Raw genomic sequence first — 25,260 nt, 5'->3', positions numbered from 1 at the left:
TAAATAAGGTAATATCATGATATATTACTTTTATAAAAAATGACTAAAATGTTCATTTGGTCATTTTGTCTATAGGAGTGAATCATTTGAGTATAAATCGTAAGCAACTTATTCTTGATGCTGCAACTAAATCGTTTACACAATTTGGTTACAAAGCAACAACAATGGATCATGTCTCGAGGCTAGCTAATGTAGGAAAAGGAACTATTTATACTTTTTATAAAAACAAGGAAGAATTATTTTCTGAAATTATTGAAGGACTACTCTTTGATATGAAAGAAGTTGCAGAGAGTGCATTTGATCCACAGTTCCCTTTTTTAGAAAATGTACACCGAGCGTTATATAGTATCTTGGATTTTCGGAAAACGCACCAATTAACAATTAAAATTTTTCAAGAAAGCAATGAGCTAGGAACACCAACGGTTAATGAGGGTGTCCAAAAGGTGGAAGAGATGGTTTTAAACTATATTAAGCAAAAAATTATCGTTGCTATTGAAAATAAGGATATCAAATCATGTGATCCAGAGCTAACAGCATTTATTTTATTAAAGCTTTATGTATCACTTATATTTGATTGGGAAAAACAGCATGAACCACTAGAAAAAGAAAAAATTGCTCAAGTTTTTGAACAGTATTTACTTAAAGGATTGTCGATCTGATAATCCTATATTTTTTGATACTGAATGACTAAATGAATGATTTGGTCATTTTGTAATATAGGAGGTTGTATAAATGTCATTAATTAAACAAGAGTGGAATGCGCTCTTTAAAAATAAAAAGGTTCTTATTGCGGTAATAGGGGTACTATTTATCCCATTAATGTACAGTGGCGGATATCTTAGTGCTTTCTGGGATCCCTATGGAAAGCTTGATCAACTCCCTGTTGCTGTTGTAAATAATGATAAGGGAACAACATATGAAGGGGAAGAGCTTGATGTAGGAGATGAACTTGTAGAGAACTTAAAGGAAAGTGCGAAGTTTGGATGGCGTTTTGTTGATAAGGAGGAAGCGGAAAAGGGTCTTAAAAACCATGATTATTACATGATGATTGAAATACCTGAAAACTTCTCTAGCAATGCGACAACATTACAAGATGAAAATCCACAGCATCTAGAGCTCTCTTTTAAAACGAATAAAGGCTATAACTTTATTTCAGGGCAAATTGGTGAAAGTGCTATTGCAAAAATAAAAGAAGAGGTTGCCACTGCAATAACAAAAACCTATGCTGAAACAATTTTTGACAACATTGAGTTAATGGCAGACGGAATTGGTGAGGCAAGTGATGGTGCCAATCAAATTAACGAAGGTGTCGGAGAGCTAAAAGAAGGCTCCAGCACGCTTGATGAAAGCCTTAATGAATTAGTGACAAAATCTGTTACTTTTAAGGAAGGGCTACAGGAAGCATCAAATGGTTCTTCGAAGCTAGCAAATGGTGTAAGTAGCTTAGATAATGGATTGAGTGGGATGAAACAAGGCCAAGAGAAGTTATATAACGGATCTGTTAAAGCAGAAGCTGGGACATCACAATTAGTAACAGGGTTAAATGATTCTCTATCAGGAATGAAGGAATTACAAGTTGCTCTACCAAACTTAACAAATGGTACGGAAATACTAAAAAGTAGTGCACCTAAACTAGCTGAAGGCACAAAACAGCTGGCAGATGGAAGCAATTCTGCAAGTGTGGGTGCTGCTGCTTTGTCAGAAAATTTATCTCTAGTGACAAATGAAGTAAATGATATGCTCAAAGAATTACAGGGAATGCCCCTCCCAGAAGAAAAGCAACAAGAATTAGTTAAGTTAGCAGAAGCTCTCAATGCTTTAGATCAAGGTGGGAAAGAACTATCTGCAAGCCTAAGTGAATTATCTGCAGGAGCTAATGATCTCAACAAGAATGTGGCTCAGTTACCAACTAGTACTGCAAAGCTTTATGAAGGTACTGCTTCTGTACAGGATGCAATAAATCAATTAACTGAGGGTCAAGAAAAGCTATATAATGGTGCAGTTCAGGTTCAGGAGGGGCAATCACAAATCACAGATGGTCTTAGTGTGTTCGGTGATAAAATTGCTGAAGCAAAAGCAGGAACAACTCAGCTGAAAAATGGTGGGTTAGCGCTAGAAAATGGCATTAGTCAGTTAGCTGATGGTTCTGTTGCCTTAGAAGACGGGTCTGTGAAACTAGCAGATGGTGCTGATCAAATTGATAAAGGCTTAACAGAGCTTTCAGACGGAACAAGTGAGCTTTCAACGAAGCTAGGAGAAGCATCTGAAGATACAAAGGATGCTAAAGGATCTGACGAAATATATGATATGGTCGCTGATCCAGTTAAGTTAAATACAGAAGAATTAACAGAGGTACCCAACTATGGAACTGGTCTTGCACCGTATTTCTTATCGTTAGCATTATTTGTTAGATCACTGCTTTTGACAGTTGTCTTTCCACTACGAAAACCATCAGATGTACCTAAATCAGGATTTTCTTGGTTTATAAGCAAATTTAGTATTTTATTTAGTGTGGCAGTGATCCAAGCAATACTTGCCGATCTTATTCTTTTATACGGATTAGGTATTGAGGTGCAAAGTGTTGGATTATTTATTCTCTTTAGTATGTTGACAAGTTTAACGTTTATCTCAATCGTTCAATTATTGGTAACATCAATGGCTGATCCAGGACGATTTATTGCAATTATTGTGTTAATTCTTCAATTAACAACAAGCGCAGGGACATTTCCTTTAGAGTTACTTCCAAATGTATTTCAGGAAATAAATCATTGGTTACCAATGACGTATTCAGTAGCTGGGTTTAAAGCAATTATTTCTAGTGGTGATTTTGCTTTTATGTGGTCACAGGCTCTTGTTTTAGTCGGATTCTTATTATGTACAATGATAGGAACAATCATTTACTTTACTTTGAAACTTAAAAGAACTGATACAAAACTAACAGCAGAAACTAGATAAACAATACAAGTAGAGGTGGTGAATAATAATGATCATCACCTCTTTTTTAGGATAGAATTAATAGACTATTAGTAGTAAGTTTAAATTGTCATTAAAAAAGGATTGAAAAATAAATGATATTTTCATATACTTTAATATGAAAACGTTTTCAGGTGTCGAACAAGGTGGGCAATATAGAGCCATGGGGAGGGAGAAATTTGTCTACCATAGAAGATGTCGCGAAACTAGCAGGGTTATCAAGGACGACTGTGTCAAGAGTCTTAAATGATCATCCCTATGTTTCAGTTGAGAAAAAGAGGCTTGTTCAGCAGGCGATGGAACATTTGGGGTATGTACCAAACTCTGCTGCAAGAAGCTTAAGGAATCAAAAAACAGGCATTATCGCTGTCTTAATTCCGAAAATATCTACACCGTTTTTCAGTCAACTTCTCGAAAGACTAGAAATGGCTGCTTCTGCAAAAAGCTATCAACTAATCATTTGTCAAACACAATTCTCAAAACAAAAGGAACGAAACTATTTAAATCTCCTTAAAACAAAGCAAGTTGATGGTGTTATCATGACTTCATTTGAAAATGACTGGTCAATTATTGAGTCTTATTTAAATTATGGTCCAATCTTGCTTTGCAATGAGATTGTAGAGAATGCTGAAATTCCAACGGTGTATATGAATCAAGCAAATTGTGGCTATATCGTGGCCAAGCATTTGCTTGAAAGGGGTCATAGACATATTGCTTATTGTTCAAATGGAATTGTAAGTGAAGGAATGAAGGCAAGGGAGCAAGGATTTAAACGCGCGTTAGAAGAGGCAAGTTGCTTCTTTGAAGAGAAATTCTACTTTGAAAATGTTTCTAGTGTTGAGGACGGTAAACGAATTTTTAGAAAGATAGCAAACATGAAGATTATTCCAACAGCAATCTTTACCGGAGGCGATCATGTTGCGGCAGGAATTATTTCTGAAGCTAAAAAACAAGGATGGAGCATTCCAAAGGAACTAGCTGTTGTTGGTTTTGATGACATGGAAATTACAGAGCTTTTGGATCCGATGATTACTACAGTTATACAGCCTGTTGAAGAAATGGCATTAAAATCGATGGAGGTAATTTATGAGAAAATACATAAAAAACAATACCGTTCCTTCGAAAAGTATGAGTTTTTTTCTAAGTTAGCTGTACGTGACTCAACAAGGATGAAAAGAAAGCTAGTTGCGACATTTTAAAAAGAGGTTGACTCAAAAGGGTCTGACCCATCCAAACGTAACTTGTATATAGTAACTTTCAACAAATTGAAAGGCTATATACTATGTTGGAGGGATCAGACCCTTTGTTTTTGAGGCAATCTTTTTTCGTGTGTGCTAACTTTTTTTCTAAATTGTATTAGTACAGATCATCTTTTTAAAGATCTGTTACATGTAGACATTCATTACATGTGTTACCATAGCATTCGTGCTGTTCTTCAATTTCATTTCCACACTCTTTGCATTGTTTTTTCGGTAAGTTTCTGAAAAATTCAGTTAATTTCATGATCATTTGGAATCCCCTCCGTTGTCATTTGTTACCCTTATTGTATTATAACAGCACTAGTTCGTCAATAACTGTTTTGTAACAATTTTTCGAGGAGAAAGGAACTTTTTCGTGTTTAAAAAAGGTATTTTGCACTTTATACAATGTGGAACAATTTTCTGCAATAGCTTGATAATATAAACAGCCAGAAAGAACATTACAATAGTTATTTCTAAGGTCGTTCAAGTGAATTCGTCATAGTCGTTTAGTATAATGGGGATATTGAGGGAAATAGGGAATTTGAAAGGAAGATGAGCACATGAATCTTAAGGTTATAGGCTACTGGGGTGGGTTTCCAGGAGTAAATGAAGCAACCTCAGGATATTTAGTTGAATCAAACGGCTTTCGATTATTAGTTGACTGTGGAAGTGCAGTTTTGTCAAAGCTTCAGGAGACAATTGCAATAGATGATTTAGATGCGGTTATTCTATCTCATTATCACCATGATCATGTTGCAGATATTGGACCATTACAATATGCAAGCTATGTTTCATCATTCATTAAGGGATTCCAAAAAAACATACCAATTTATGCTCATACATTAGAGCGGGAGGAATTTGAGAAGCTTACCTATAAGAATGCAACAACGGGAAAAGAATATGACCCTAATCAGTCATTAACAATTGGGCCATTTACGATAACCTTTTTACGTACAATCCATCCGGCTCCTTGTTTTGCGATGAGGATTACCGATCAGCAATCAACGATTGTGTATACGGCTGATTCAAGCTTTCAAGAAACGTTTATTCCATTTACTAAGGGTGCAGATTTACTGATTGCAGAATCGAGCTTTTATGGAAATCAAGATGGAACAAATGCCGGCCATATGAATAGTAAAGAGGCAGCAACTATTGCAAAAGGTGCTGGAGTAAAGCAATTACTATTAACTCATTTACCTCATTTCGGTGAACACGATCAATTAGTAAAAGAAGCAAAAGAACTGTACACTGGACAGGTTGTACTCGCAAGCTCAGGGTATGAGTGGAGTATAAAGTAATGGAGGAATTTACATGCTTTTTATTGATAATAACGGCATAACAGATCCTAGAATAAATTTAGCAATTGAGGAATATGCGGTTAAATATTTAAATCCAAATGAAACCTATTTATTGTTCTACATAAATGAACCATCCATTATCATTGGAAAAAATCAAAATACGATTGAAGAAATTAATACTACTTACGTTGAAGAACAAAAGATCCATGTTGTAAGAAGGCTTTCAGGTGGTGGTGCTGTATACCATGATAAAGGCAACTTGAATTTTAGTTTTATCACGAAAGATGATGGTGAAAGCTTTCATAACTTCAAAAAATTTACTGAACCAGTGGTCCTGGCACTTGAAAAGCTTGGTGTGAAAGCTGAAATGAGCGGAAGAAACGATATTATTGCAGGGGACGGTCGCAAGATTTCTGGAAATGCGCAATTTTCCACTAGGGGACGAATGTTTTCTCATGGGACGCTATTATTTGATTCAGAAATAGATAGTGTCGTTTCCGCATTGAAAGTAAAGAAAGACAAAATTGAGTCTAAAGGTATTAAATCAATAAGAAGTCGTGTTGCAAATATAGTTGAGTATTTAGATGAGAAAATTACAATTGAACAATTTAGAAAGCTATTACTTCTTAATATATTTGAAGGTGTTGATCAGATACCAACATATGTTTTAACAGAGGAAGATTGGAAGAAAATCAATGAAATTTCTAAAGAACGCTACCAAAACTGGGATTGGAACTATGGGAAATCTCCAAAGTTTAACTATCAACATTCACACCGCTTCCCTGTTGGACAAATTGATGTTCGACTAGAAGTTCAAAAGGGCATAATCGAAAACTGTAAGATTTATGGTGACTTTTTTGGAGTTGGTGATGTGGATGAGGTTGAAAAAACGTTGATGGGGACTCGATACGAAAAGGCAGACCTCGAAAAAGCATTAGATGATTTAGATGTACAGAAATACTTTGGAAATATCGAAAAAGCAGATTTTATAAATCTTATTTATTAAGGTCAGGGCCTACTTTATATAAAGGCTCTGTTAAACTTGGCTGTTGATTATCACTGCAAAAGATGCATTAATTAAGGTATAATATATCCTAGTGAAAAGTAATCTTTAATCTTAGATTCAAAGTAGAAAGAGAGTGTTCATTATGGGCCGTAAGTGGAATAATATTAAGGAAAAAAAAGCGTCAAAAGATGCAAATACAAGTCGTATCTATGCAAAGTTTGGACGAGAAATATATGTAGCTGCGAAACAAGGTGAACCAGATCCGGAATCGAATCAGGCATTGAAAATCGTTCTTGAGCGTGCAAAAACGTATAGTGTACCGAAAACAATTATTGACCGTGCAATTGAAAAGGCAAAAGGCGGATCGGAGGAAAGCTTTGATGAGTTACGTTATGAAGGCTTCGGTCCTAGTGGTTCAATGATTATCGTGGATGCACTAACTAATAACGTGAACCGAACTGCATCAGATGTGCGTGCTGCATTTGGTAAAAATGGTGGAAACATGGGTGTAAGTGGTTCTGTAGCATATATGTTTGATGCTACTGCAGTAATTGGAATTGAAGGGAAAACTGAGGATGAAGTGCTAGAACTATTAATGGAAGCAGATGTTACAGTTTGTGATATTTTAGAAGAAGATGAACAAGTTATCGTCTACGCTGAACCCGACCAGTTCCGTGCGGTGCAAGAAGCATTCAAAAATGTTGGCATTACTGAATTTACAGTAGCTGAATTAACAATGCTTGCACAAAATGACGTATCACTTCCAGAAGATGCTCAAGCACAATTTGAAAAATTAGTAGACGTATTAGAGGATTTAGAAGATGTTCAGCAAGTGTACCACAATGTGGATTTAGGTGAATAAACAAAAGGGTCAGCACTCTCCTTCGTATTGTTTTTCTTAATCAACGGGGTGCTGACCCTTTGCTTTACTATATAACTATGAAAGAAATACTTAACTGACCTTATAGGTGGAATCCTTCTCATAGATTGTATAATCTTTGAACATTCAATATAATAAAGAAAGGATCTTTTTAATAGAAAAATGAATGGCTATTCATTCATTTTAACTAAGGGGTGGGAGAATGAATTTATCTTCACGGCTATCACAAACTGTAAAAGATTTTGGTGACAAACCAGCGTTTATTTTTGAAGGAAAAGAAATGTCCTATCTGCAACTTGAAGAAGCAATAAATCAATTTGCAAGCAGCTTACATGACTTAGGAGTTAAAAAAGGGGATCATGTAACTGTAATATTAGGCAACACTCCGTATTATGTAATCTCTTTGTATGGGGCATTAAGAGCTGGAGCAACAGTCATTCCAATAAACCCAATCTACACAATGGATGAGATTGCTTATATTATTAATAATGGTGATGTGAAAACCGTTGTAACCTTAGATCTTCTTATCCCATTATTTGATAAGCTTGATGCTCAGCTTACAAAGGTTGAGCAGATTATTATTTGTGAAACACCTTCTAGCGAAAGCGAAGGGAAAGTGGATATTACAAAGCTATCAATTTACAGAAAAGTGAAACCGTTTGCAACCATGCTTTCAAGAGGATCTGTTTCTTTTATAGAACCTGAGCTTGATGAAGAAGATATTGCAGTTATTCTCTATACTTCAGGGACAACAGGAAAACCAAAGGGGGCAATGCTGACACATAAAAATTTATATAGTAATGCAATTGATACAGCTAATTATTTAAAAATTTCAAAGGAAGATATAGTTGTCACAACATTACCTATGTTCCATGTTTTCTGCTTAACTGTTTCACTAAATGCACCATTAATGAATGGGGCTACTTTGCTAATTGTCCCAAGATTTAGCCCTGATGCGATTTTTAAATTAACTAAAACACATGGTGCAACAGTGTTTGCTGGTGTTCCAACCATGTATAACTTCTTGCTTCAGCATGAAGATGCAAATCCAGCTGATTTAAGTACACTAAGGCTATGTATTTCTGGTGGAGCTTCTATGCCAATCGCTTTACTTAAGGGCTTTGAACAAAAATTCAAAGTTGTTGTCTCTGAGGGCTATGGATTATCTGAAGCGTCACCTGTCACCTGCTTTAATCCACTAGATCGCCCAAGAAAGCCAGGTTCTATCGGAACAGACATTATGAATGTAAAAAATAAAGTAGTAAATGAACTGGGTGAAGAGTTACCTCCGAACCAAGTTGGTGAATTAATTGTAAAAGGTCCAAATGTAATGAAGGGCTATTATAAAATGCCAGAGGAAACAGCTCATACGATACGTGATGGCTGGCTTTTTACTGGTGATCTTGCGAGAAAAGATGAGGATGGTTATTTTTATATTGTTGACCGCAAGAAGGATATGATTCTTGTAGGTGGTTACAATGTTTATCCACGTGAAGTGGAAGAGGTTCTTTACGATCATGAAGCTGTTGTTGAGGTCGCTGTATTAGGAGTTCCAGACCCGAATTTTGGTGAGGCTGTAAAGTGCTTTGTGGTGATAAGTAATGCTGAAGTGACAGAAAAGATGCTACTTGACTATTGTAAAAAGCATTTAGCGAAGTATAAAGTCCCAAGTTCAATTGAGTTTTTGGAAGAGCTTCCTAAAAATACTACAGGGAAAATTTTACGAAGAGCGCTTAAAGATCAAGTTTTACAGAAATAGTATTTTGATAGAATTATTGCATGGATTAAAAACTAGTAATTAATGAAAATTAATATTTTTAAAAAACACAGATACCCTTATTGTATCTGTGTTTTTTCGCTATTTAGAAGAAAGGAAAATTTGAATTTGCAGAAAAATCAGTATTAAAATATTCAAAAAATATTGAACTATTTTCTTGTTCCTGTATAATTTAATCAATAAAAGCATAAAAGCATAACCGTGAAAAAGTTATTAAAAGGGGGATTAAGTAATGAAAAAGGGTTGGAAATTAGGAGTTGGCATGATGTTAGCTAGTTTTCTAGCAATTTCAGGCTGTGGTAGTAATGAAAATACATCAGATGGTACTGAGGGTTCTAGTTCAGAGGGTGAGAAAACATATACAATCGGAGTAAACCAGATTGTTGAGCATCAATCACTTGATTCTGCATTAGAAGGCTTCAAAGCTGCGTTAGAAGAAAAGGGCATAGATGTAGAATATGATGTTCAAATTGCACAAGGTGATCAAAATAATAGTCAAACAATCGCAAATAATTTTGCTGGAGATAATGTAGATTTAATCTTTGCTAATTCAACGCCAAGTGCCCAAAGTGCATTAAATGCAACTACTGAGATTCCAATTGTCTTTACATCTGTTACAGATCCAATTGGAGCAAGCTTAGTGAAAAGCTTTGATGAGCCTGGCGCAAATATTACTGGTACGACTGATACACATCCGGATGCAATTCCTAATACAGTTAAATTTATAGACGAAAATGTTGAAGGAAATAAAGTAGGGATGATTTATAACTCTGGTGAGCAAAACTCAGTTGCACAAATTGATCTTGTTAAAAAGGCAATGGAAGGAACAGAACTAGAAGTTGTTGAAGCATCTGTTTCAACATCAGCTGAAGTTAAACAAGCAACAGAATCATTAGTTGGTAAAGTTGATTCTTTATATGTAATTACAGATAATACAGTTGTTTCTGCACTTGAAAGTGTTATTGGAGTCGCAAGTGATTCTGATATTCCGTTATTTGTTGGAGAATTAGATTCTGTTAAACGAGGTGGCTTTGCTGCTTACGGTTTTGATTACTATGATATTGGTTTTGAAGCAGGAGAAATGGCTGCTAGCATTTTAACTGGTGAGAAAAAGGCAAGTGAAATTCCAGTTCAATACCCACAAAAGCTTAAATTGCAAATTAATGCAAAAGCAGCTGAAGCCATGGGAATTGAGATTAAGGAAGAATGGAAAGAAGCAGCAGAAATTCTTGAATAAAGGTGAGAAGCTATGTTTACAGCCCTATTTGGATCAGTAGAGTCAGGTTTAATTTATGCGATTATGGCTCTTGGAGTATATTTATCATTTAGAATATTAGACTTCCCAGATTTAACAGTTGACGGTAGCTTTGTAACAGGTGCAGCAGTAAGTGCTGTACTGATTGTTAACGGGGTTAATCCTTTTGTAGCCACATTAATTGCATTACTCGTAGGTTTTTTGGCTGGCTGTATGACAGGGCTACTGCATACAAAAGGAAATATTAACCCACTTTTATCAGGGATCTTAATGATGATTGCCTTGTATTCGATCAATCTTAGAATTATGGGGAAATCAAATGTACCACTATTGCAAGAAGAAACAGTATTTTCTCAGCTTTTAGAGGGCTGGAATAAGCTTGGTATCGATGCTGCCCTCCAACAGATGTTCATTTCAATAGGTCTTGAAGGATTTGTTCCTAAAACATGGTCTGTTGTGATAACTATGTTGATCCTGATTTTCGTTATGAAATATCTATTAGACTATTTCCTAAAAACAGAACTTGGTCTTGCGATTAGAGCTGTTGGGGACAATCAAAATATGATCACAAGCTTTTCAGCGAATACGGATATGCTGAAAATTGTTGGTCTAGGTCTTTCAAACGCACTTGTTGCATTTTCTGGTGCATTTATTGCTCAGTACAATGGATTTAGTGATGTTGGTATGGGGATTGGGATGATTGTAATTGGTTTGGCCTCAGTTATAATCGGTGAAGCATTGGTTGGTACAAAAACGATTGTACGTGCGACGATAGCTGTTATTATCGGAGCAGTTATTTACCGTTTAATCGTGGCAATGGCGTTGCGAATTAACTTTTTTGAAACCGGTGATATGAAGCTAATTACAGCATGTATTGTAATGGGTGCTCTCGTCATTCCACAACTGATTGATAAGCAAAAGGATAAACGTAAAAAAAGCTTACGCAGAAAGAGGGGTGTAGGCATTGCTACAACTAAAGCAAATTTATAAGGTGTTTAATGAAGGCTCTGTTGATGAGAAAGTGGCATTAGGTCATTTGTCATTATCATTAAATGAAGGTGATTTTGTTACAGTTATAGGAAGTAATGGTGCGGGAAAATCAACTTTACTCAATGTTATTGCTGGACGAATAACCCCAGATGATGGAGATGTCCTCATCAAGGATAAGTCAATGATTGATGTTCGTGAGTATAAACGTTCAAGATACATCGGCCGTGTTTTTCAAGATCCAATGGCTGGTACGGCACCTACACTTACAATTGAAGAGAATCTAGCGATTGCTTATTCTCGTGTACACAAACGTACATTAAGGCCTGGTGTTTCATCCAAGCGACGTGTGTTTTTTAAGGAACAGTTAGAACTACTTGGTTTAGGTCTTGAAAATCGATTATCAGCAAAGGTTGGTTTACTGTCTGGTGGGGAGCGGCAAGCTCTTTCATTATTAATGGCGACCTTCACCAAGCCTGATATTTTGCTGTTAGATGAACATACAGCAGCACTTGATCCATCACGAGCTGAGTTGATTACAAACCTAACGAAAAAGCTTGTTGATAATGGAAATCTAACGACATTAATGATTACCCATAATATGCAGCAAGCAGTTGATCTTGGAAATCGACTAATCATGATGGATAAAGGAAATATTGTTTTTGAAGCAGAGGGGAAAGAAAAGCAGGGATTAACAGTTAAATCTCTGTTAGAAGAATTCTCTAAAATTAAGACTGATAGCTCTTTATCTGATAAGGCGTTACTCATATAAAAAAGCCTGCCCCAACATCAGCATCAAAGTGATTGGGGGCAGGCTTTTTTTTCGTTTAGAAAATTAATAAAATTCTAGTACTAAGGATAAGCGCTTTGACATCTAGCTCCAGCGCCCAGCGACTAATGAACTTCACACTCCTTATACGCTAAGTCAACATCGAACGCTCGTGCTCTTCGTGTTTCCTTTGCCACACATTAACGGGCAGTCAATGAAAATAACTGCCCGTAAAGGTCCGATAAGTCTCACTATCCATCAGATAACCCACTGATGGAAGTCTCGCTTTATCTCATACGGAGTGCTCTTTTTTCTATGTCGCTAAACGGGCGCTTGCGCTTTTGTACCTTACCTAAATAAACTAACATCCTTCACACCCAACAAAGCTTCCTCATCAGCGATTATCGTTGCATTTGGATGTTGTTTTAATATAGAGGCTGGAAAGCTTTCAGTTACGTCTCCATTTAGAAGCTTAACCATGGCATCTTGTTTCGCTTTACCGGATGCTAAAAGCAAGATCTCTTTACTTTTATAGATTGATTGAATTCCCATCGTAATAGCTTGTGTTGGAACTTCTTCTATACTTGTAAAGTAACGAGCATTTGCTTCTCTTGTTGATTGAGTTAAGCCCACAACATGTGTTTTTGATTGAAAGGAGGTTCCAGGCTCATTAAATCCTATATGCCCGTTACTACCAATTCCTAATAGCTGTAAATCAATACCGCCATGTTGATGGATCTTGTTTTCATATTCTTCACATTCAGACTGTAAATTAGTGTTCATTCCACTTGGGATATTTATTTGCTGAAGAGAGATATTGATATGCTTAAACAGATTTTCATACATATAGCGATAATAGCTATTTGGATCATCCTTCGATAAACCAATATATTCATCTAAATTAAAGCTAGTGACCTGTGCGTATGAAGTACCGTTTTTCTTATAATCTTCAATTAAGTGTTGATAAACTCCTTGTGGTGTACCTCCAGTCGCTAGACCTAATGTTAATTTGGAAGTATTTTTTAACATATTAATGATATATTGTGCAGCTGCAAGACTCATTTCTTGATAATTTTTAACTTCAATTATTTTCATTAGTGTCAACTCCAGTGTAAAAGATAGGGGACAGTCCCCGGTTAAGGTAAAGTGAAAACATCACATTTGCTTTGAATAGGCGATTTTCCCTTTACACATAGTCATAAAAACATCCATTTGATCATCAAGGACAACGATATCCGCATCTTTACCAATCGATATGCTTCCTTTTCGGTCAAAGACCTTTAAATGCTTTGCAGGATTTTCAGACGCCATTTTAATGGCGCTTTTAATATCACAGCCTGCATATTCCTGTATGTTTTTAAAGGCATCTTTCATTTTCAATACACTGCCGGCTAGAGTGTTTTCATCTAGTAATGCATGGTCATCCTTCACTGTTACCATTTGACCACCTAAATCATATACCCCATTTTTAAGCCATTTTGCTCTCATAGAGTCTGTAATCAAAATCATTCGTTCGTCGGTAATTTGATTAAAGGCAAGGTCAACGATTTCAGGACGAACATGAATCCCATCAACAATTATTTCAACCATTAATTCATTTCTTAAAAATGCAGCACCTACTATTCCAGGATCTCGATGGTGAAGACCTGTCATTTGGTTGAAAAGATGGGTAACATGATTAAGTCCATTTTCGATCGCCTCTAAAACTTGATCATATGTTGCTTGAGAATGTGCGATAGAGCCAATAATTCCTTGATTCTTTAAATGTTGGAGCACCTCACCACCTCCTGGAAGTTCAGGAGCAAGCGTAACAAGCTTAATATGGTTATTAGACAATTCTTTCCATAATTTAAAGGTTTCTAAATTAGGATCTAAAATATGGTGTATTGGTTGTGCACCAGCTTTATCCTTATGAATAAAAGGTCCTTCCAAGTGAATACCTAAAATTTCTGCATTACCTTCTGATTGAAAAGAGTCGATATATTCTCCAGCATTCCTTAGAGCATTCGCAATGGCACTAGGATCTTCAGTCATTGTCGTCGCTAAAAAGCTTGTAGTGCCTTCCCTTGGAAGAGTGGATGACATTATATCAAGAGCCTCTTGCGTAGCATCCATTGTATCAGCACCATTTGCTCCATGAATATGAATATCGATCATTCCGGGTATAATACTAAAACCATCAGGTATGTTAATTATTTGATAATCTGATGAATCTGAAAGATCATTCGTAGGTCCAATTTCTGTAATTCTTCCATCATCTATTTTAATATAGCTATTTTTAATTACTTGATTTTCTGCATAAGTTGTTCCATGTTGAAGCATTACCTTTTTCGAAGATGAATTCATAGCCATGTACTCCTTCTTTTTCTTCTAATTTGATAATTAAAGAATAGCATCAAAATATATAGTTGTCTATACCAATTCAGGAAGTGATACGCAATTTTCATAGAAATAGGACTAAAATCTTATATAAAACAAGAAAATTGGTATAGACATCTATATTATTAAATGTTACTATGATTGTGTTAAACGCTTCCAACTATGAAGGGAGAGATAAGAACACATATTTATTAACAAAGAGTTTAGAGTGATAAATGCTTCATATAGCAGTATTTCCTGCACCAACATTTTTACTACGTTTTAAAATATAAAAAAATTCGATTTATATTTAGTCTCATCTAGATTATGCATAATTGATTGGAGGAAAGGGAAATGATGAAATATTTACAAAAAATTGGTCGCTCATTGATGTTACCAGTAGCAGTATTACCAGCTGCGGCAATTTTGATGGGGATTGGTTATTGGATTGATCCAGCAGGTTGGGGCGCAGGTAGTCCTTTAGCAGCATTCTTAATTAAAGCTGGTTCCTCAGTAATTGACAATATGGCAATCTTATTTGCAGTAGGTGTTGCATTAGGGATGTCTAAGGATAAAGATGGATCAGCAGCATTAAGTGGGTTGGTTGCATTTCTAGTTGTTACAACGCTACTCTCAACAGACTCTGTAGCGATGCTGCAAGGTATTGATGCTGAAAATGTAAATCCTGCTTTTATAAAAATAGAAAATCAGTTTATTGGAATACTATCTGGGATCATCGCTTCTATTATGTACAATCGCTTTAGTCATGTACAATTACCAGCTGCATTGTCCTTCTTTAGTGGTAAACGCCTAGTTCCAATTATGACAGCTATAGCAATGTTACTCGTTTCCGCAGTATTGTTCTTTGCATGGCCAGTGATTTTTACAGGATTAGTTACATTTGGTACATGGATTAGTCAATTGGAGTTTATAGGTGCTGGGTTATATGGATTCTTTAATAGACTATTAATACCAACAGGTTTACATCATGCCCTAAATTCAGTGTTCTGGTTTGATGTTGCAGGAATTAATGACATTGGTAACTTCTGGGCTGGGACTGGAACAAAGGGAATAACAGGAATGTATCAAGCGGGATTCTTCCCTGTGATGATGTTTGGATTGCCTGCAGCAGCCCTAGCTATGTATCATACTGCAAAAACAACTAGAAAAAAACAAGCTGCGTCCTTATTATTAGCTGCTGGTTTTGCTTCATTCTTTACAGGTGTTACTGAACCATTGGAATTTTCCTTCATGTTTCTAGCACCAGCTCTTTATGTAGTTCACGCGGCATTAACAGGTATTTCTTTAGCGGTTGCAGCATTTTTTCATTGGACTGCAGGTTTCAGCTTCAGTGCTGGTCTAGTTGACTTTATTTTAAGTTCAAAACTTCCATTGGCGAACCAACCATTTATGCTATTGCTTCAAGGATTAATTTTTGCAGTAATTTATTATGTATTATTCCGCTTCTTAATTACGAAGTTTAACTTAGCAACTCCTGGTAGAGAGGCAGATACTGATGAAGATCTTGAGGAAGGCGAATCTACAGGCTCAGTAACAACAGAGAATAAATTTGCTGTAATGGCTGAAAAGATTTATGATGGCTTAGGCGGAGATGCAAATGTGACGTCTGTTGACAATTGCGTTACACGCTTAAGAATTGAAGTAAAAGACATGGATGTAGTTGATCAGAATAAGATTAAATCTACAGGTATTCCTGGTATCAACATTGTTGGACCACAAAGCATTCAAGTTATTGTAGGAACACAGGTTCAATTTGTAGCAGATGAAATGGAAAAAATCCGTAAAAGTTAATAGATAAAAAAACATAAAAACTACCTGGTAAGTATATAAATACAGGTAGTTTTTTGTTTACGTTCTAGGAGATAATATTGTATAAAAGTAGGACTATTACTATAATGGCATTAGCGAATATTAGCGAAATTGAAAGGAGATCTATATGTGATTGACAAAAATTCTCCTCTTCCTTTGTACTATCAGTTAGAAGAGCATATAAAACAAACAATTGAATCTGAGGAATTGATGCCCGGTGATTCGTTGCCCTCAGAACGAGAACTTTCGGAAAGCTATCAAATAAGCCGGATGACAGTCCGACAAGCGATTACAAACTTGGTAAATAAGGGATACCTCTTTAGAGAAAAAGGGAAAGGAACCTTTGTTTCAAATCAAAAATTTGAACAAAATTTACAAGGACTAACAAGTTTTACTGAAGATATGAAAGCTCGTAAATTAGTGCCAGGAAATAAATTATTACATTTTGAAATTTTCCCCGCTGATCAAGATATAAAAGAACGCCTTGATCTCGGAGAAGAAGAGCTTATTTATAAAATAAAGAGACTACGTTTAGCCAATGAAGAACCGATTGCTTTAGAGACGAGTTATCTACCAGTTAAATTGATTCCTGGATTAACTCCAGAGATTTTAGAGGAGTCATTATATACGTATATTGAGGATGAACTACATTTAAACATCGGTCATGCAACTCAAACAGTTGAAGCTGCGCTTGTTAATGATGAGGACATTAAACATCTAAAGATTAAAAAGGGTGTTCCAGTTTTACTCATTCAAAGAGAGACATTTTTAGAAAATGGCACACCACTTGAGCTTGTTAGGTCTTCATATCGAGCGGATAAATATAAGTTTAAAATTGACATTGAGCGAAAGTAAAGGAATCTCCACCTACTATATTTACAGGTGGAGCTTTTTATTTTATTCAGGAAACTATAAAATTCTAGTACTTGGATAAGCGCACGACATCCAGCTCCAGCGCCTAGCCCCTCTAGGGTCTAGCTAATTAAGAATTGAAGGCAAAGAACGCATTCTTTTCTATTCTTAATCATCTTATTTGCCTGAGGCTGTCAAGGCGCCCTGAGCTTTTGTTCTTATTCATCAATTCCCATTGTTAATAACTCGATACGTTTACTATACTTTTGAATTAATAAGTGATTATGTTCATCAGCACCAGCGATATTCCCGCTTAAAAAGATAGGTGGTTCAAATCCGTCCTCCACCATCTTTTTAATCGCTTCTGCTAATATCCCATTTAACATAGCAGCCCCGATGACGGTAGAAGATGATGAAAAAGGAACCCCAACTTTCTCATGAGTAAGAATCGCATCTCCCTTTACGGAAAAATTATTAAGGGCGATATCGACAACTTCAGCGAGGAATTTTCCACTTTTATGTCTGGAGGTCTGGTCTTTTGTATAGTTAAAAGAACAAATCCCCACTACAAATGCTCCTTTTTCCTTTGCAAGAAGAGCGACATCAATTGGTACTGGATTTATGCCTGAAGTGGAAATAACAATGACGAGGTCTTTTGGCTTGATATCCTGTTTTTTCATAAATGAAACAGCATAGTTATTTGTTCTTTCCAACTGTGAAGATTTTACTGCACCCTCATGAAGCATTAGCGGTTCAACTAAAATTGGCTTTATCGGGGCAAGTCCACCTGCTCGATAAAACACTTCTTCTGTAAGGATGTGTGAGTGACCACATCCAAATAATTGGATAATTCCACCCTGTTGAATGCTTTCAGCTATTTTAACTGCAACCATCTCCATTGATTTGGCTTCATTCTCCATAACTAGCTGTAATTTTTCCTGTAATTTTGTAAAATATGTTGTTAACATGTTTTCACCTCAAATCAACAAGATTTCTATAATCAATGTACCTTATGTAGGAATGAAATGAAAGTAGTGAAAAAACGCTGTTGTTAGTTATATAATACAAATGTATACTATATTATACATTGTGAGGGAATGGGAGAAATTATGAAATCAATTCAAACGCAAATTGCTGAAAACTTAAAGAATATTCGAAAGCTTAGAGGTTATAGTTATGATCAGCTTGCTCAGGTAACAGGAGTTAGTAAGGGGATGTTATCGCAAATCGAAAAGGGGGAGTCAAGTCCTACTGTAAATACATTATGGAAAATTGCCAACGGCCTTCAAGTTTCGTTTTCATCATTAGTGGAGGAAACAGAACCAACAATATCAGTTGTACGTTTAAATCAGAAGACTGCGGTTTCAGAAAATAATGAGCTATTTCAAGTATATCCTTATTTTCCTTTTGATTCTTCGAAAAAGTTTGAAATTTATTTTATGGAATTTAAGCCAGGCTGTGTCCATACGTCTGAGCGACACCACGGAAGTGTTGAAGAATATGTCCTTGTATGTGAAGGTGAAGCAACAATTTCGATCCATGGTGAGGAGTATGTGTTAAAAAAGGGTGATTCAATGAAGTTTCAGGCAAATCAATCACATACATATGCAAATCATACAGAAGTTACAACAAGCTGTTACTTACTTATTTACTATCCTTAAATAGTGAGTAGATTTTCAATCATAGTTAAGGAGGAAGGAAGTTGGCAACAACAACTCTTGTAAAAAAACAATCTAGTTTTCTCCAAGGAATACAAGGAGGTGCCAGTATAGCAATTGGCTATTTACCTGTGGCCTTAACATTTGGGCTCCTTTCGAAGTCAACTGGGTTATCCCTTTCAGAAACAGTGCTTATGAGTTTAATTGTTTTTGCAGGCGCTTCTCAATATATTTCGTTAAGCTTAATAGCTGTAGGAACTGGTGTTATTGAAATCATCTTTACAACGTTTATTGTGAACATACGTCATTTTTTAATGTCTGCTTCATTAAGTGAAAAGGTTGAAGACGACTCGCTATGGAAAAAGGCACTTTATTCATTTGGTTTAACAGATGAAACCTTTTCAGTTGCATCAACGAGAGAGGGAGCGGTAAATTCAGGCTATTTATTTGGGTTAATGTTTATTTCATACGCTAGTTGGGTTGTGAATTCAGGAATTGGCTTTGTTATTGGTGCCAGTCTCCCAACCACTGTGCAAGAAAGTATGGGAATAGCGTTATACGCAATGTTTATTGGATTATTAATTCCATCGTTGAAAAAACATCGAAAGGTGCTTTTTTTAGCAGTATTGGCCGCAATAATTAATTCACTTTGCTATATAACAGGGATGATCTCAACTGGTTGGTCGATTGTTTTATCAACATTGGTGTCTGCAGTCATTGTTGAACTTATCTATTCGAAATTTACAAAAGAGGTGGATCAGCATGGATAAAACCATTTTGTTTATGATAATTGGAATGGGACTTGTTACATATATACCGCGGATGATTCCACTTGTTGCACTAAGTCAATTAAAATTGCCGGTCTTTGTACAGAATGTATTAAAGAATGTTCCTTTTGCCACTTTAGGAGCATTGATCGTACCAGGTGTTTTTCTTATTAGTGAGGATCTTATGTTTGGTATAATCGGAGCTATTGCCGCAACCTTAATTGCATTTACCGGAGCAAATGTTATTGTCGTTGTAATGGGGGCAATTGGTACGCTTGTTCTATATAGTATGTTGTAGGTGTTAGAATTAAACAGTGTGAGTCTATTTAATGGTGATAAGAAAAGCCTTTCCTTTTCATGTTCTATTTAAAAGGGCTCGAAACTACACTAGAAGTAAGAGCTTGTTCAAGGAGGGATGGCTAGTTGAGGAAATGGTTAACAGGATCAATTTTTCTTTATTTTTTATATGGTTTATTAGTATATTGGTATCTATTCATTTTTTCGGGGACAGGTGTTCCTGCTCCATATGAGGGCTCTTCTGCAGATCCATCCACTTTTATGTCCGGTAGGGAACTGCTGCTATCTCAGGAATATTCAACAATAAAAAATTTCCTTTATTTTGTAACAGTACCATTTGAATGGTTTTTACTATTTGTCATTCTTATCACTGGGATTTCACGAAAAATGCAAGAATGGTCTAATGTGACGTCAAGGTTTTTTAGCTTGCAATCAGCTGTCTACTTTTTTTGGTTATCGCTATTAATATCTGTCATTTCTTTTCCAGTAGAGTTGCTAGGATTTCGAATTTCGAAATCGTATAATATCACAACACAAACATTTTCTGCGTGGATGAAGGATGAATTAATTGATTTTTGGGTGAATTATGCCTTGATGACAGTAATAGTCATTGTACTGTATTGGCTTATCAAGAGGTTTGAAAAAAGATGGTGGCTGTACGCATGGTTACTGTCAATCCCATTTTCAATGTTTTTAATGTTTGTTCAACCAGTTTTGATTGACCCTTTATATAATGATTTTTATCCGTTACAAAACAAGGAATTGGAAGAAAAAATTTTAGCCATCGCTAATGAGGCAGATATACCTGCTGAACATGTATATGAAGTGAATATGTCTGAAAAGACAAATGCACTAAATGCGTACGTAACCGGAATAGGATCAAATTCTAGAATTGTTCTTTGGGATACTACGTTAAATAGACTCAGTGAAGAGGAAATTTTGTTTATCATGGCCCATGAAATGGGGCATTACGTGATGAATCATATTTATGTCGGGATCGCAGGCTATTTATTCTTAAGCCTATTCGGATTATTCATCATTCATCTTTTAATGAAACTCATGATTAAGCAATTTGGATCTTTGCTGAAAATTAATTCAATTAGAGAGTTAACTGCATTTCCATTATTTTTAATCTTGCTAGGGGTGCTGACATTTGCCTCTAGTCCATTAGCAAATACTGTTGCACGCTATCAAGAAAAGTCTGCTGATATGTATGCAATTGAAATGACAAATAACAACGAAGCGGCAATAAGCTCGTTCCAAGAGTTATCAAGAGCTGGGTTAAGTGAGGTAAATCCACCTGCTTTAGTAAAAATATTTCGCTATACTCATCCTACAATGTTTGAGCGAATTCTTTACTTGGAAGAGCATGGGGAAAAAGAATCGGGTAGTGAATAAATGTTCTAATTAAAAGTATGAGGGAATTGCAAGTAAATATTTTTATAACTAGTCATTACTTTATTAGTATTCATATTTTTAAAAGGACCCTGCATAGTATTCGCAGAGTCCTTTTTATATGGACTAAAAAGGCTTTAGCACCATTAGTATAATTAAGACGATGGCAGCTAAATGAGTAAAACCATTGTAAGGAGCCATTTGCTTACTAATCTGAAAATATGAATCTGGCAATTTATCTTCTTTAATACTATTTAATATTTTCTCTAGTTCAGCTAGTTTCTTTGGAAGAATGACAGCAACTACAGGTTGAACCATTATAAATATAACAATAGAAACAATATACCATATTTGGGTAAATAGACTTGGGTTCAGTGCACCCAAAATTAGACCTGTAACTAAAAGAGTAATACTGCCAATCTTAACGATCTTTTCAATTCCCGCATTTACCTTGAAAGCGAATTTAGCTTGGGTTACTGTTTCAGGCTTTTTCATTAAGACTGGCAATGCAAATGCTGCGCCTAATCCACATACTGCTGAAATGATATGTATTAGTACAATAAAACCATAAATACTTATAATACTTTCCTCCTATAAATTTATGAGTTAATAGTAACAGATGTTACTAAATGAAGGTAACCCTTTTATTAAATAAATCTATATTTTTTGATTTTTATAGTATGTTGTCTTATGCCTCATAAGAGCTGTCTAACACCGTTGTAAAGCTTGTCAAAACTTTTTTTGAAATTTATTAAAGAAAATTGTTCCATTTTTAATCACTCTGTTATATATTAGTTTTAGCAATAACAAACTGTATTATAACAATAAAAGTGGGGTGTTCTTTCAAACATGGCAACACAAATGACAGGTTGTAAAATAGTTGGGGAAATGAAGCGTGAATTTCAACAAGTGTTAACACCAGAAGCGTTGCAATTTATTGAAAAGCTTGAAAGAAATTTTGGCACACGTAGGCGAGAATTGTTACAGAAAAGGGTGGAAAGACAGCAGGAGATCGATTTAGGTAAGTTACCTGGTTTTTTACCTGAAACAGAACACATACGTAATGGAGATTGGACAGTAGCTCCAATTCCTGAAGATCTTCAAGATCGTCGTGTTGAAATCACCGGCCCAGTTGATCGAAAAATGGTGATCAATGCACTAAACTCAGGTGCAAAAGTGTTTATGGCTGATTTCGAGGATGCGACTTCACCAAGTTGGCACAATATAATAGGTGGTCAAGTTAACCTGAGAGATGCTGTTCGCAAAACGATTTCATATCAAAATGAAAGTGGTAAAGCGTATCAGCTAAATGAAGAAATTGCTATCTTAAAGGTAAGACCAAGAGGCTGGCATCTTGAAGAAAAACATATTGAGCTAGATGGAAAAAGAATGTCTGCCAGTTTAGTAGACTTTGGATTATTCTTTTTTCACAATGCCAAGGAGCTGATTAAACGAGGAAGCGGACCATACTTTTATTTACCTAAGATGGAAAGTTATCTTGAAGCAAGACTTTGGAATGAGGTATTTTGCTTTGCACAAGACGAATTAAATATTACACAAGGGACGGTTAAAGCAACTGTTCTAATTGAAACAATAATGGCAGCATTTGAAATGGATGAAATTTTATATGAATTAAAAGAGCATTCTGCAGGCTTAAACTGTGGGCGTTGGGATTATATTTTCAGTTATTTAAAGAAGCTTAGAAACTGTGAATCTGTCATTCTACCTGATCGCGCACAGGTCACGATGACTGTTGGGTTTATGAGATCTTATTCATTGCTTGCAATCAAAACTTGTCACAAGCGAAATGCTCATGCAATGGGAGGAATGGCTGCGCAAATTCCTGTCAAAAACAATCCTGAAAAAAATGAAAGAGCATACGAGAAGGTGCGAGCTGATAAAGAAAGAGAAGCAACAGAAGGTCATGACGGTACATGGGTTGCACATCCTGCACTCATAAAGGTAGCAATGGATGTTTTTGATGGGCATATGAAAACACCTAATCAACTTTATCGCAAACGGAAAGATGTTGAAGTTACAGCTGAAGATTTATTAGAAGTACCAGACGGGACAATTACAGAGGAGGGAGTAAGAACAAATATCGATGTTGGCATCCGTTATCTTGCATCATGGCTAAGTGGCCGGGGCGCTGCACCAATCCATAACTTAATGGAGGATGCTGCAACAGCGGAAATATCAAGAGCACAGTTATGGCAATGGATTCGCCATCCACGTGGCATACTTGAGGATGGTCGTAAGCTCACATTTGGACTTTATGACCAAATGAGAGAGGAAGAGGTTAGAAATATACGTGAAGCAGTTGGTGAAGTAGCCTTTCAAAAGGGGAATTTTGAAAAGGCAATTGAAGTATTTGATGAGCTAGTAAAGCGTAATGAATTTATTGATTTCTTAACAATTCCGAGCTATGAAAAGCTTTGACTATTTTAGGAATAATGGGAGCGGTTTATCTTAGGTTCGAACAATTATAATATCCGACTTTTCGCATTGATAAAGTGCATTTAAAATTGTAAACATGGGGGAATGGGAAATGAACGGTCAAAGAATTAAAGCATTACAGGAAAGCTGGGAGCTAGATAAGCGTTGGGAAGGGATTACTCGTCCATATTCTTCAGAAGAGGTAATCAGATTGAGGGGTTCAATCGATATAGAATATACGTTAGCAAGAAGAGGGGCTGAAAAGCTTTGGAACAGTCTTCAAACAGAGGATTACATCCATGCACTAGGTGCCTTAACTGGAAATCAAGCTATGCAACAAATTAAAGCTGGCTTAAAGGCCATTTACTTAAGTGGCTGGCAGGTTGCTGCAGATGCAAACCTTTCAGGAACTATGTACCCTGACCAAAGCTTATACCCTGCAAACAGTGTTCCTAATGTTGTTAAACGAATTAATCAAGCGCTTCAACGAGCAGATCAAATTCAACATCTTGAAGGGGAGGAAATTATTGATTGGTTTGCACCGATTATTGCAGATGCAGAAGCGGGCTTTGGTGGGCAGTTAAATGTATTCGAACTGATGAAATCAATGATTGAATCAGGAGCGTCGGGGGTTCATTTTGAAGATCAATTATCCTCTGAGAAAAAATGTGGCCACCTAGGTGGGAAAGTTTTATTACCAACACAAACAGCTGTAAAAAATCTTATCTCAGCACGTTTAGCAGCAGATGTAATGGGAACACCAACGATCATTATTGCTCGTACAGATGCTGATGCAGCTGATTTGATTACAAGTGATGTTGATCCTGCTGATCATGAATTTTTAACAGGTGAACGAACTGTAGAAGGATTCTTCCGTACAAAAGCTGGCATTGACCAAGCGATTAGCAGAGGACTATCCTACGCACCATATGCTGATTTAATTTGGTGTGAAACATCAGAACCAAATCTTGAGCAAGCGCAAAAATTTGCAGATGCAATTCATGAAAGCTTCCCTGGAAAATTATTAGCCTATAACTGCTCACCATCATTTAACTGGAAGAAGAAACTAGACGATGAAATAATTGCTAAGTTCCAAAAAGAAATTGCTAAAATGGGTTATAAGTTTCAATTTGTAACACTTGCAGGATTCCATGCACTTAATCACAGTATGTTTGAGCTTGCACGTGGCTACCGCGACCATGGTATGGCAGCCTATTCTGAGCTTCAACAACGAGAATTTGCAAGTGAGGTTTATGGATACACGGCAACTAGACATCAACGTGAGGTTGGTACCGGATATTTTGATGAAGTGGCGCAAACAATCTCTGGGGGAACCTCCTCGACCACTGCTTTAAAAGGATCTACTGAGGCGGCTCAGTTTACCGAGGCTTAATAGTATTCAAAAAATAGAAGCTTGGATGACTGTAATCCAAGCTTCTATTCATTTATTTTGGACATATTAACTTCGAAGTAATTATTAA

Annotated in this window: 23 protein-coding genes; 18 read left to right on the top strand and 5 right to left on the bottom strand. The window is 36.1% G+C overall.

The features are described from left to right. Positions 1-86: 86 nt before the first annotated feature. From WCV66_RS26360 to WCV66_RS26350, 3 genes are all read left to right on the top strand, one after another. Positions 87-659, top strand: a complete 573-nt coding sequence (locus WCV66_RS26360) for a TetR/AcrR family transcriptional regulator (RefSeq protein WP_338787465.1) — start codon at positions 87-89, stop codon at positions 657-659. 73 nt (positions 660-732) lie between these two features. Then, positions 733-2,955, top strand: coding sequence for a YhgE/Pip domain-containing protein (locus WCV66_RS26355; RefSeq protein WP_338787464.1), 2,223 nt, complete (start codon positions 733-735; stop codon positions 2,953-2,955). A gap of 197 nt (positions 2,956-3,152) precedes the next feature. Then, positions 3,153-4,172: a LacI family DNA-binding transcriptional regulator gene (locus tag WCV66_RS26350; RefSeq protein ID WP_338787463.1), complete on the top strand. Its 1,020-nt coding sequence runs from the start codon at positions 3,153-3,155 to the stop codon at positions 4,170-4,172. Between the two features lie 175 nt (positions 4,173-4,347). Here WCV66_RS26350 and yhfH read toward each other — a convergent pair whose 3' ends face one another. After that, complete coding sequence (gene yhfH, locus WCV66_RS26345; protein ID WP_066336679.1) at positions 4,348-4,482, bottom strand: protein YhfH; 135 nt, start codon at positions 4,480-4,482, stop codon at positions 4,348-4,350. Between the two features lie 292 nt (positions 4,483-4,774). Between yhfH and WCV66_RS26340 the strand changes: the two genes are divergently transcribed. The 7 genes from WCV66_RS26340 (at position 4,775) to WCV66_RS26310 (ending at position 12,189) form a co-directional block, all read left to right on the top strand. Continuing rightward, positions 4,775-5,512 (top strand): MBL fold metallo-hydrolase, encoded by a 738-nt coding sequence (locus WCV66_RS26340; RefSeq protein WP_338787462.1) that lies wholly within the window; start codon positions 4,775-4,777, stop codon positions 5,510-5,512. Positions 5,513-5,525: 13 nt separating this feature from the next. Next, positions 5,526-6,518 carry a lipoate--protein ligase gene (locus WCV66_RS26335; protein ID WP_338787461.1) on the top strand — a complete coding sequence of 331 codons (993 nt, stop codon included), beginning with the start codon at positions 5,526-5,528 and terminating at the stop codon, positions 6,516-6,518. 142 nt (positions 6,519-6,660) lie between these two features. Beyond that, the gene (locus tag WCV66_RS26330) at positions 6,661-7,380 is read left to right on the top strand and encodes a YebC/PmpR family DNA-binding transcriptional regulator (RefSeq protein WP_338787459.1); all 720 of its coding nucleotides are present in this window, start codon (positions 6,661-6,663) and stop codon (positions 7,378-7,380) included. Between the two features lie 220 nt (positions 7,381-7,600). Beyond that, positions 7,601-9,157 (top strand): fatty acid--CoA ligase family protein, encoded by a 1,557-nt coding sequence (locus WCV66_RS26325; RefSeq protein WP_338787458.1) that lies wholly within the window; start codon positions 7,601-7,603, stop codon positions 9,155-9,157. 250 nt (positions 9,158-9,407) lie between these two features. Further along, the gene (locus WCV66_RS26320) at positions 9,408-10,412 is read left to right on the top strand and encodes an ABC transporter substrate-binding protein (protein WP_338787457.1); all 1,005 of its coding nucleotides are present in this window, start codon (positions 9,408-9,410) and stop codon (positions 10,410-10,412) included. A gap of 12 nt (positions 10,413-10,424) precedes the next feature. Beyond that, entirely contained in the window at positions 10,425-11,420 is a 996-nt protein-coding gene (locus tag WCV66_RS26315) for an ABC transporter permease subunit (protein ID WP_338787456.1), read from the top strand. Continuing rightward, positions 11,395-12,189 carry an ABC transporter ATP-binding protein gene (locus tag WCV66_RS26310; protein WP_066336636.1) on the top strand — a complete coding sequence of 265 codons (795 nt, stop codon included), beginning with the start codon at positions 11,395-11,397 and terminating at the stop codon, positions 12,187-12,189. Before WCV66_RS26315 ends, WCV66_RS26310 begins: the two co-directional genes overlap by 26 nt. 345 nt (positions 12,190-12,534) lie before the next feature. Here the strand turns inward: WCV66_RS26310 and nagB are convergent, their stop codons facing one another. Both nagB and nagA read right to left on the bottom strand, forming a co-directional pair. Further along, complete coding sequence (gene nagB, locus WCV66_RS26305; RefSeq protein WP_338787455.1) at positions 12,535-13,281, bottom strand: glucosamine-6-phosphate deaminase; 747 nt, start codon at positions 13,279-13,281, stop codon at positions 12,535-12,537. A gap of 60 nt (positions 13,282-13,341) precedes the next feature. Continuing rightward, a complete protein-coding gene (nagA, locus tag WCV66_RS26300) occupies positions 13,342-14,532 on the bottom strand; it encodes an N-acetylglucosamine-6-phosphate deacetylase (RefSeq protein ID WP_338787454.1) in 1,191 nt (396 codons plus the stop codon). A gap of 366 nt (positions 14,533-14,898) precedes the next feature. Between nagA and nagE the strand changes: the two genes are divergently transcribed. Both nagE and WCV66_RS26290 read left to right on the top strand, forming a co-directional pair. Beyond that, entirely contained in the window at positions 14,899-16,356 is a 1,458-nt protein-coding gene (nagE, locus tag WCV66_RS26295; RefSeq protein ID WP_338787453.1) for an N-acetylglucosamine-specific PTS transporter subunit IIBC, read from the top strand. 147 nt (positions 16,357-16,503) lie between these two features. Further along, a complete protein-coding gene (locus tag WCV66_RS26290) occupies positions 16,504-17,229 on the top strand; it encodes a GntR family transcriptional regulator (protein WP_066336619.1) in 726 nt (241 codons plus the stop codon). A gap of 215 nt (positions 17,230-17,444) precedes the next feature. Here the strand turns inward: WCV66_RS26290 and WCV66_RS26285 are convergent, their stop codons facing one another. After that, positions 17,445-18,194 carry an SIS domain-containing protein gene (locus WCV66_RS26285; RefSeq protein WP_338787452.1) on the bottom strand — a complete coding sequence of 250 codons (750 nt, stop codon included), beginning with the start codon at positions 18,192-18,194 and terminating at the stop codon, positions 17,445-17,447. Between the two features lie 141 nt (positions 18,195-18,335). Between WCV66_RS26285 and WCV66_RS26280 the strand changes: the two genes are divergently transcribed. The 4 genes from WCV66_RS26280 (at position 18,336) to WCV66_RS26265 (ending at position 21,346) form a co-directional block, all read left to right on the top strand. Continuing rightward, the gene (locus tag WCV66_RS26280) at positions 18,336-18,887 is read left to right on the top strand and encodes a helix-turn-helix domain-containing protein (protein WP_066336612.1); all 552 of its coding nucleotides are present in this window, start codon (positions 18,336-18,338) and stop codon (positions 18,885-18,887) included. Positions 18,888-18,928: 41 nt separating this feature from the next. Beyond that, complete coding sequence (locus tag WCV66_RS26275) at positions 18,929-19,654, top strand: AzlC family ABC transporter permease (RefSeq protein ID WP_066336604.1); 726 nt, start codon at positions 18,929-18,931, stop codon at positions 19,652-19,654. After that, positions 19,647-19,949, top strand: a complete 303-nt coding sequence (locus WCV66_RS26270) for an AzlD domain-containing protein (protein WP_066336602.1) — start codon at positions 19,647-19,649, stop codon at positions 19,947-19,949. The genes WCV66_RS26275 and WCV66_RS26270 overlap by 8 nt, the downstream gene beginning before the upstream one ends. A gap of 125 nt (positions 19,950-20,074) precedes the next feature. After that, a complete protein-coding gene (locus tag WCV66_RS26265) occupies positions 20,075-21,346 on the top strand; it encodes a M48 family metallopeptidase (protein ID WP_338787451.1) in 1,272 nt (423 codons plus the stop codon). A gap of 123 nt (positions 21,347-21,469) precedes the next feature. Here the strand turns inward: WCV66_RS26265 and WCV66_RS26260 are convergent, their stop codons facing one another. Next, positions 21,470-21,850, bottom strand: a complete 381-nt coding sequence (locus WCV66_RS26260) for a DUF2269 family protein (RefSeq protein ID WP_413789623.1) — start codon at positions 21,848-21,850, stop codon at positions 21,470-21,472. Between the two features lie 342 nt (positions 21,851-22,192). On the opposite strand from WCV66_RS26260, the gene aceB reads away from it, so the two are divergent. Both aceB and aceA read left to right on the top strand, forming a co-directional pair. Then, positions 22,193-23,782 (top strand): malate synthase A, encoded by a 1,590-nt coding sequence (gene aceB / locus WCV66_RS26255; protein WP_338787449.1) that lies wholly within the window; start codon positions 22,193-22,195, stop codon positions 23,780-23,782. Between the two features lie 109 nt (positions 23,783-23,891). Continuing rightward, entirely contained in the window at positions 23,892-25,172 is a 1,281-nt protein-coding gene (aceA, locus tag WCV66_RS26250) for an isocitrate lyase (protein ID WP_338787448.1), read from the top strand. The last annotated feature ends 88 nt before the right edge of the window (positions 25,173-25,260 follow it).

It is taken from the genome of Metabacillus rhizosphaerae (assembly GCF_037201795.1).
Taxonomy (GTDB): domain Bacteria; phylum Bacillota; class Bacilli; order Bacillales; family Bacillaceae; genus Metabacillus; species Metabacillus rhizosphaerae.
This window is presented reverse-complemented; position numbering and strand designations above follow the sequence as displayed.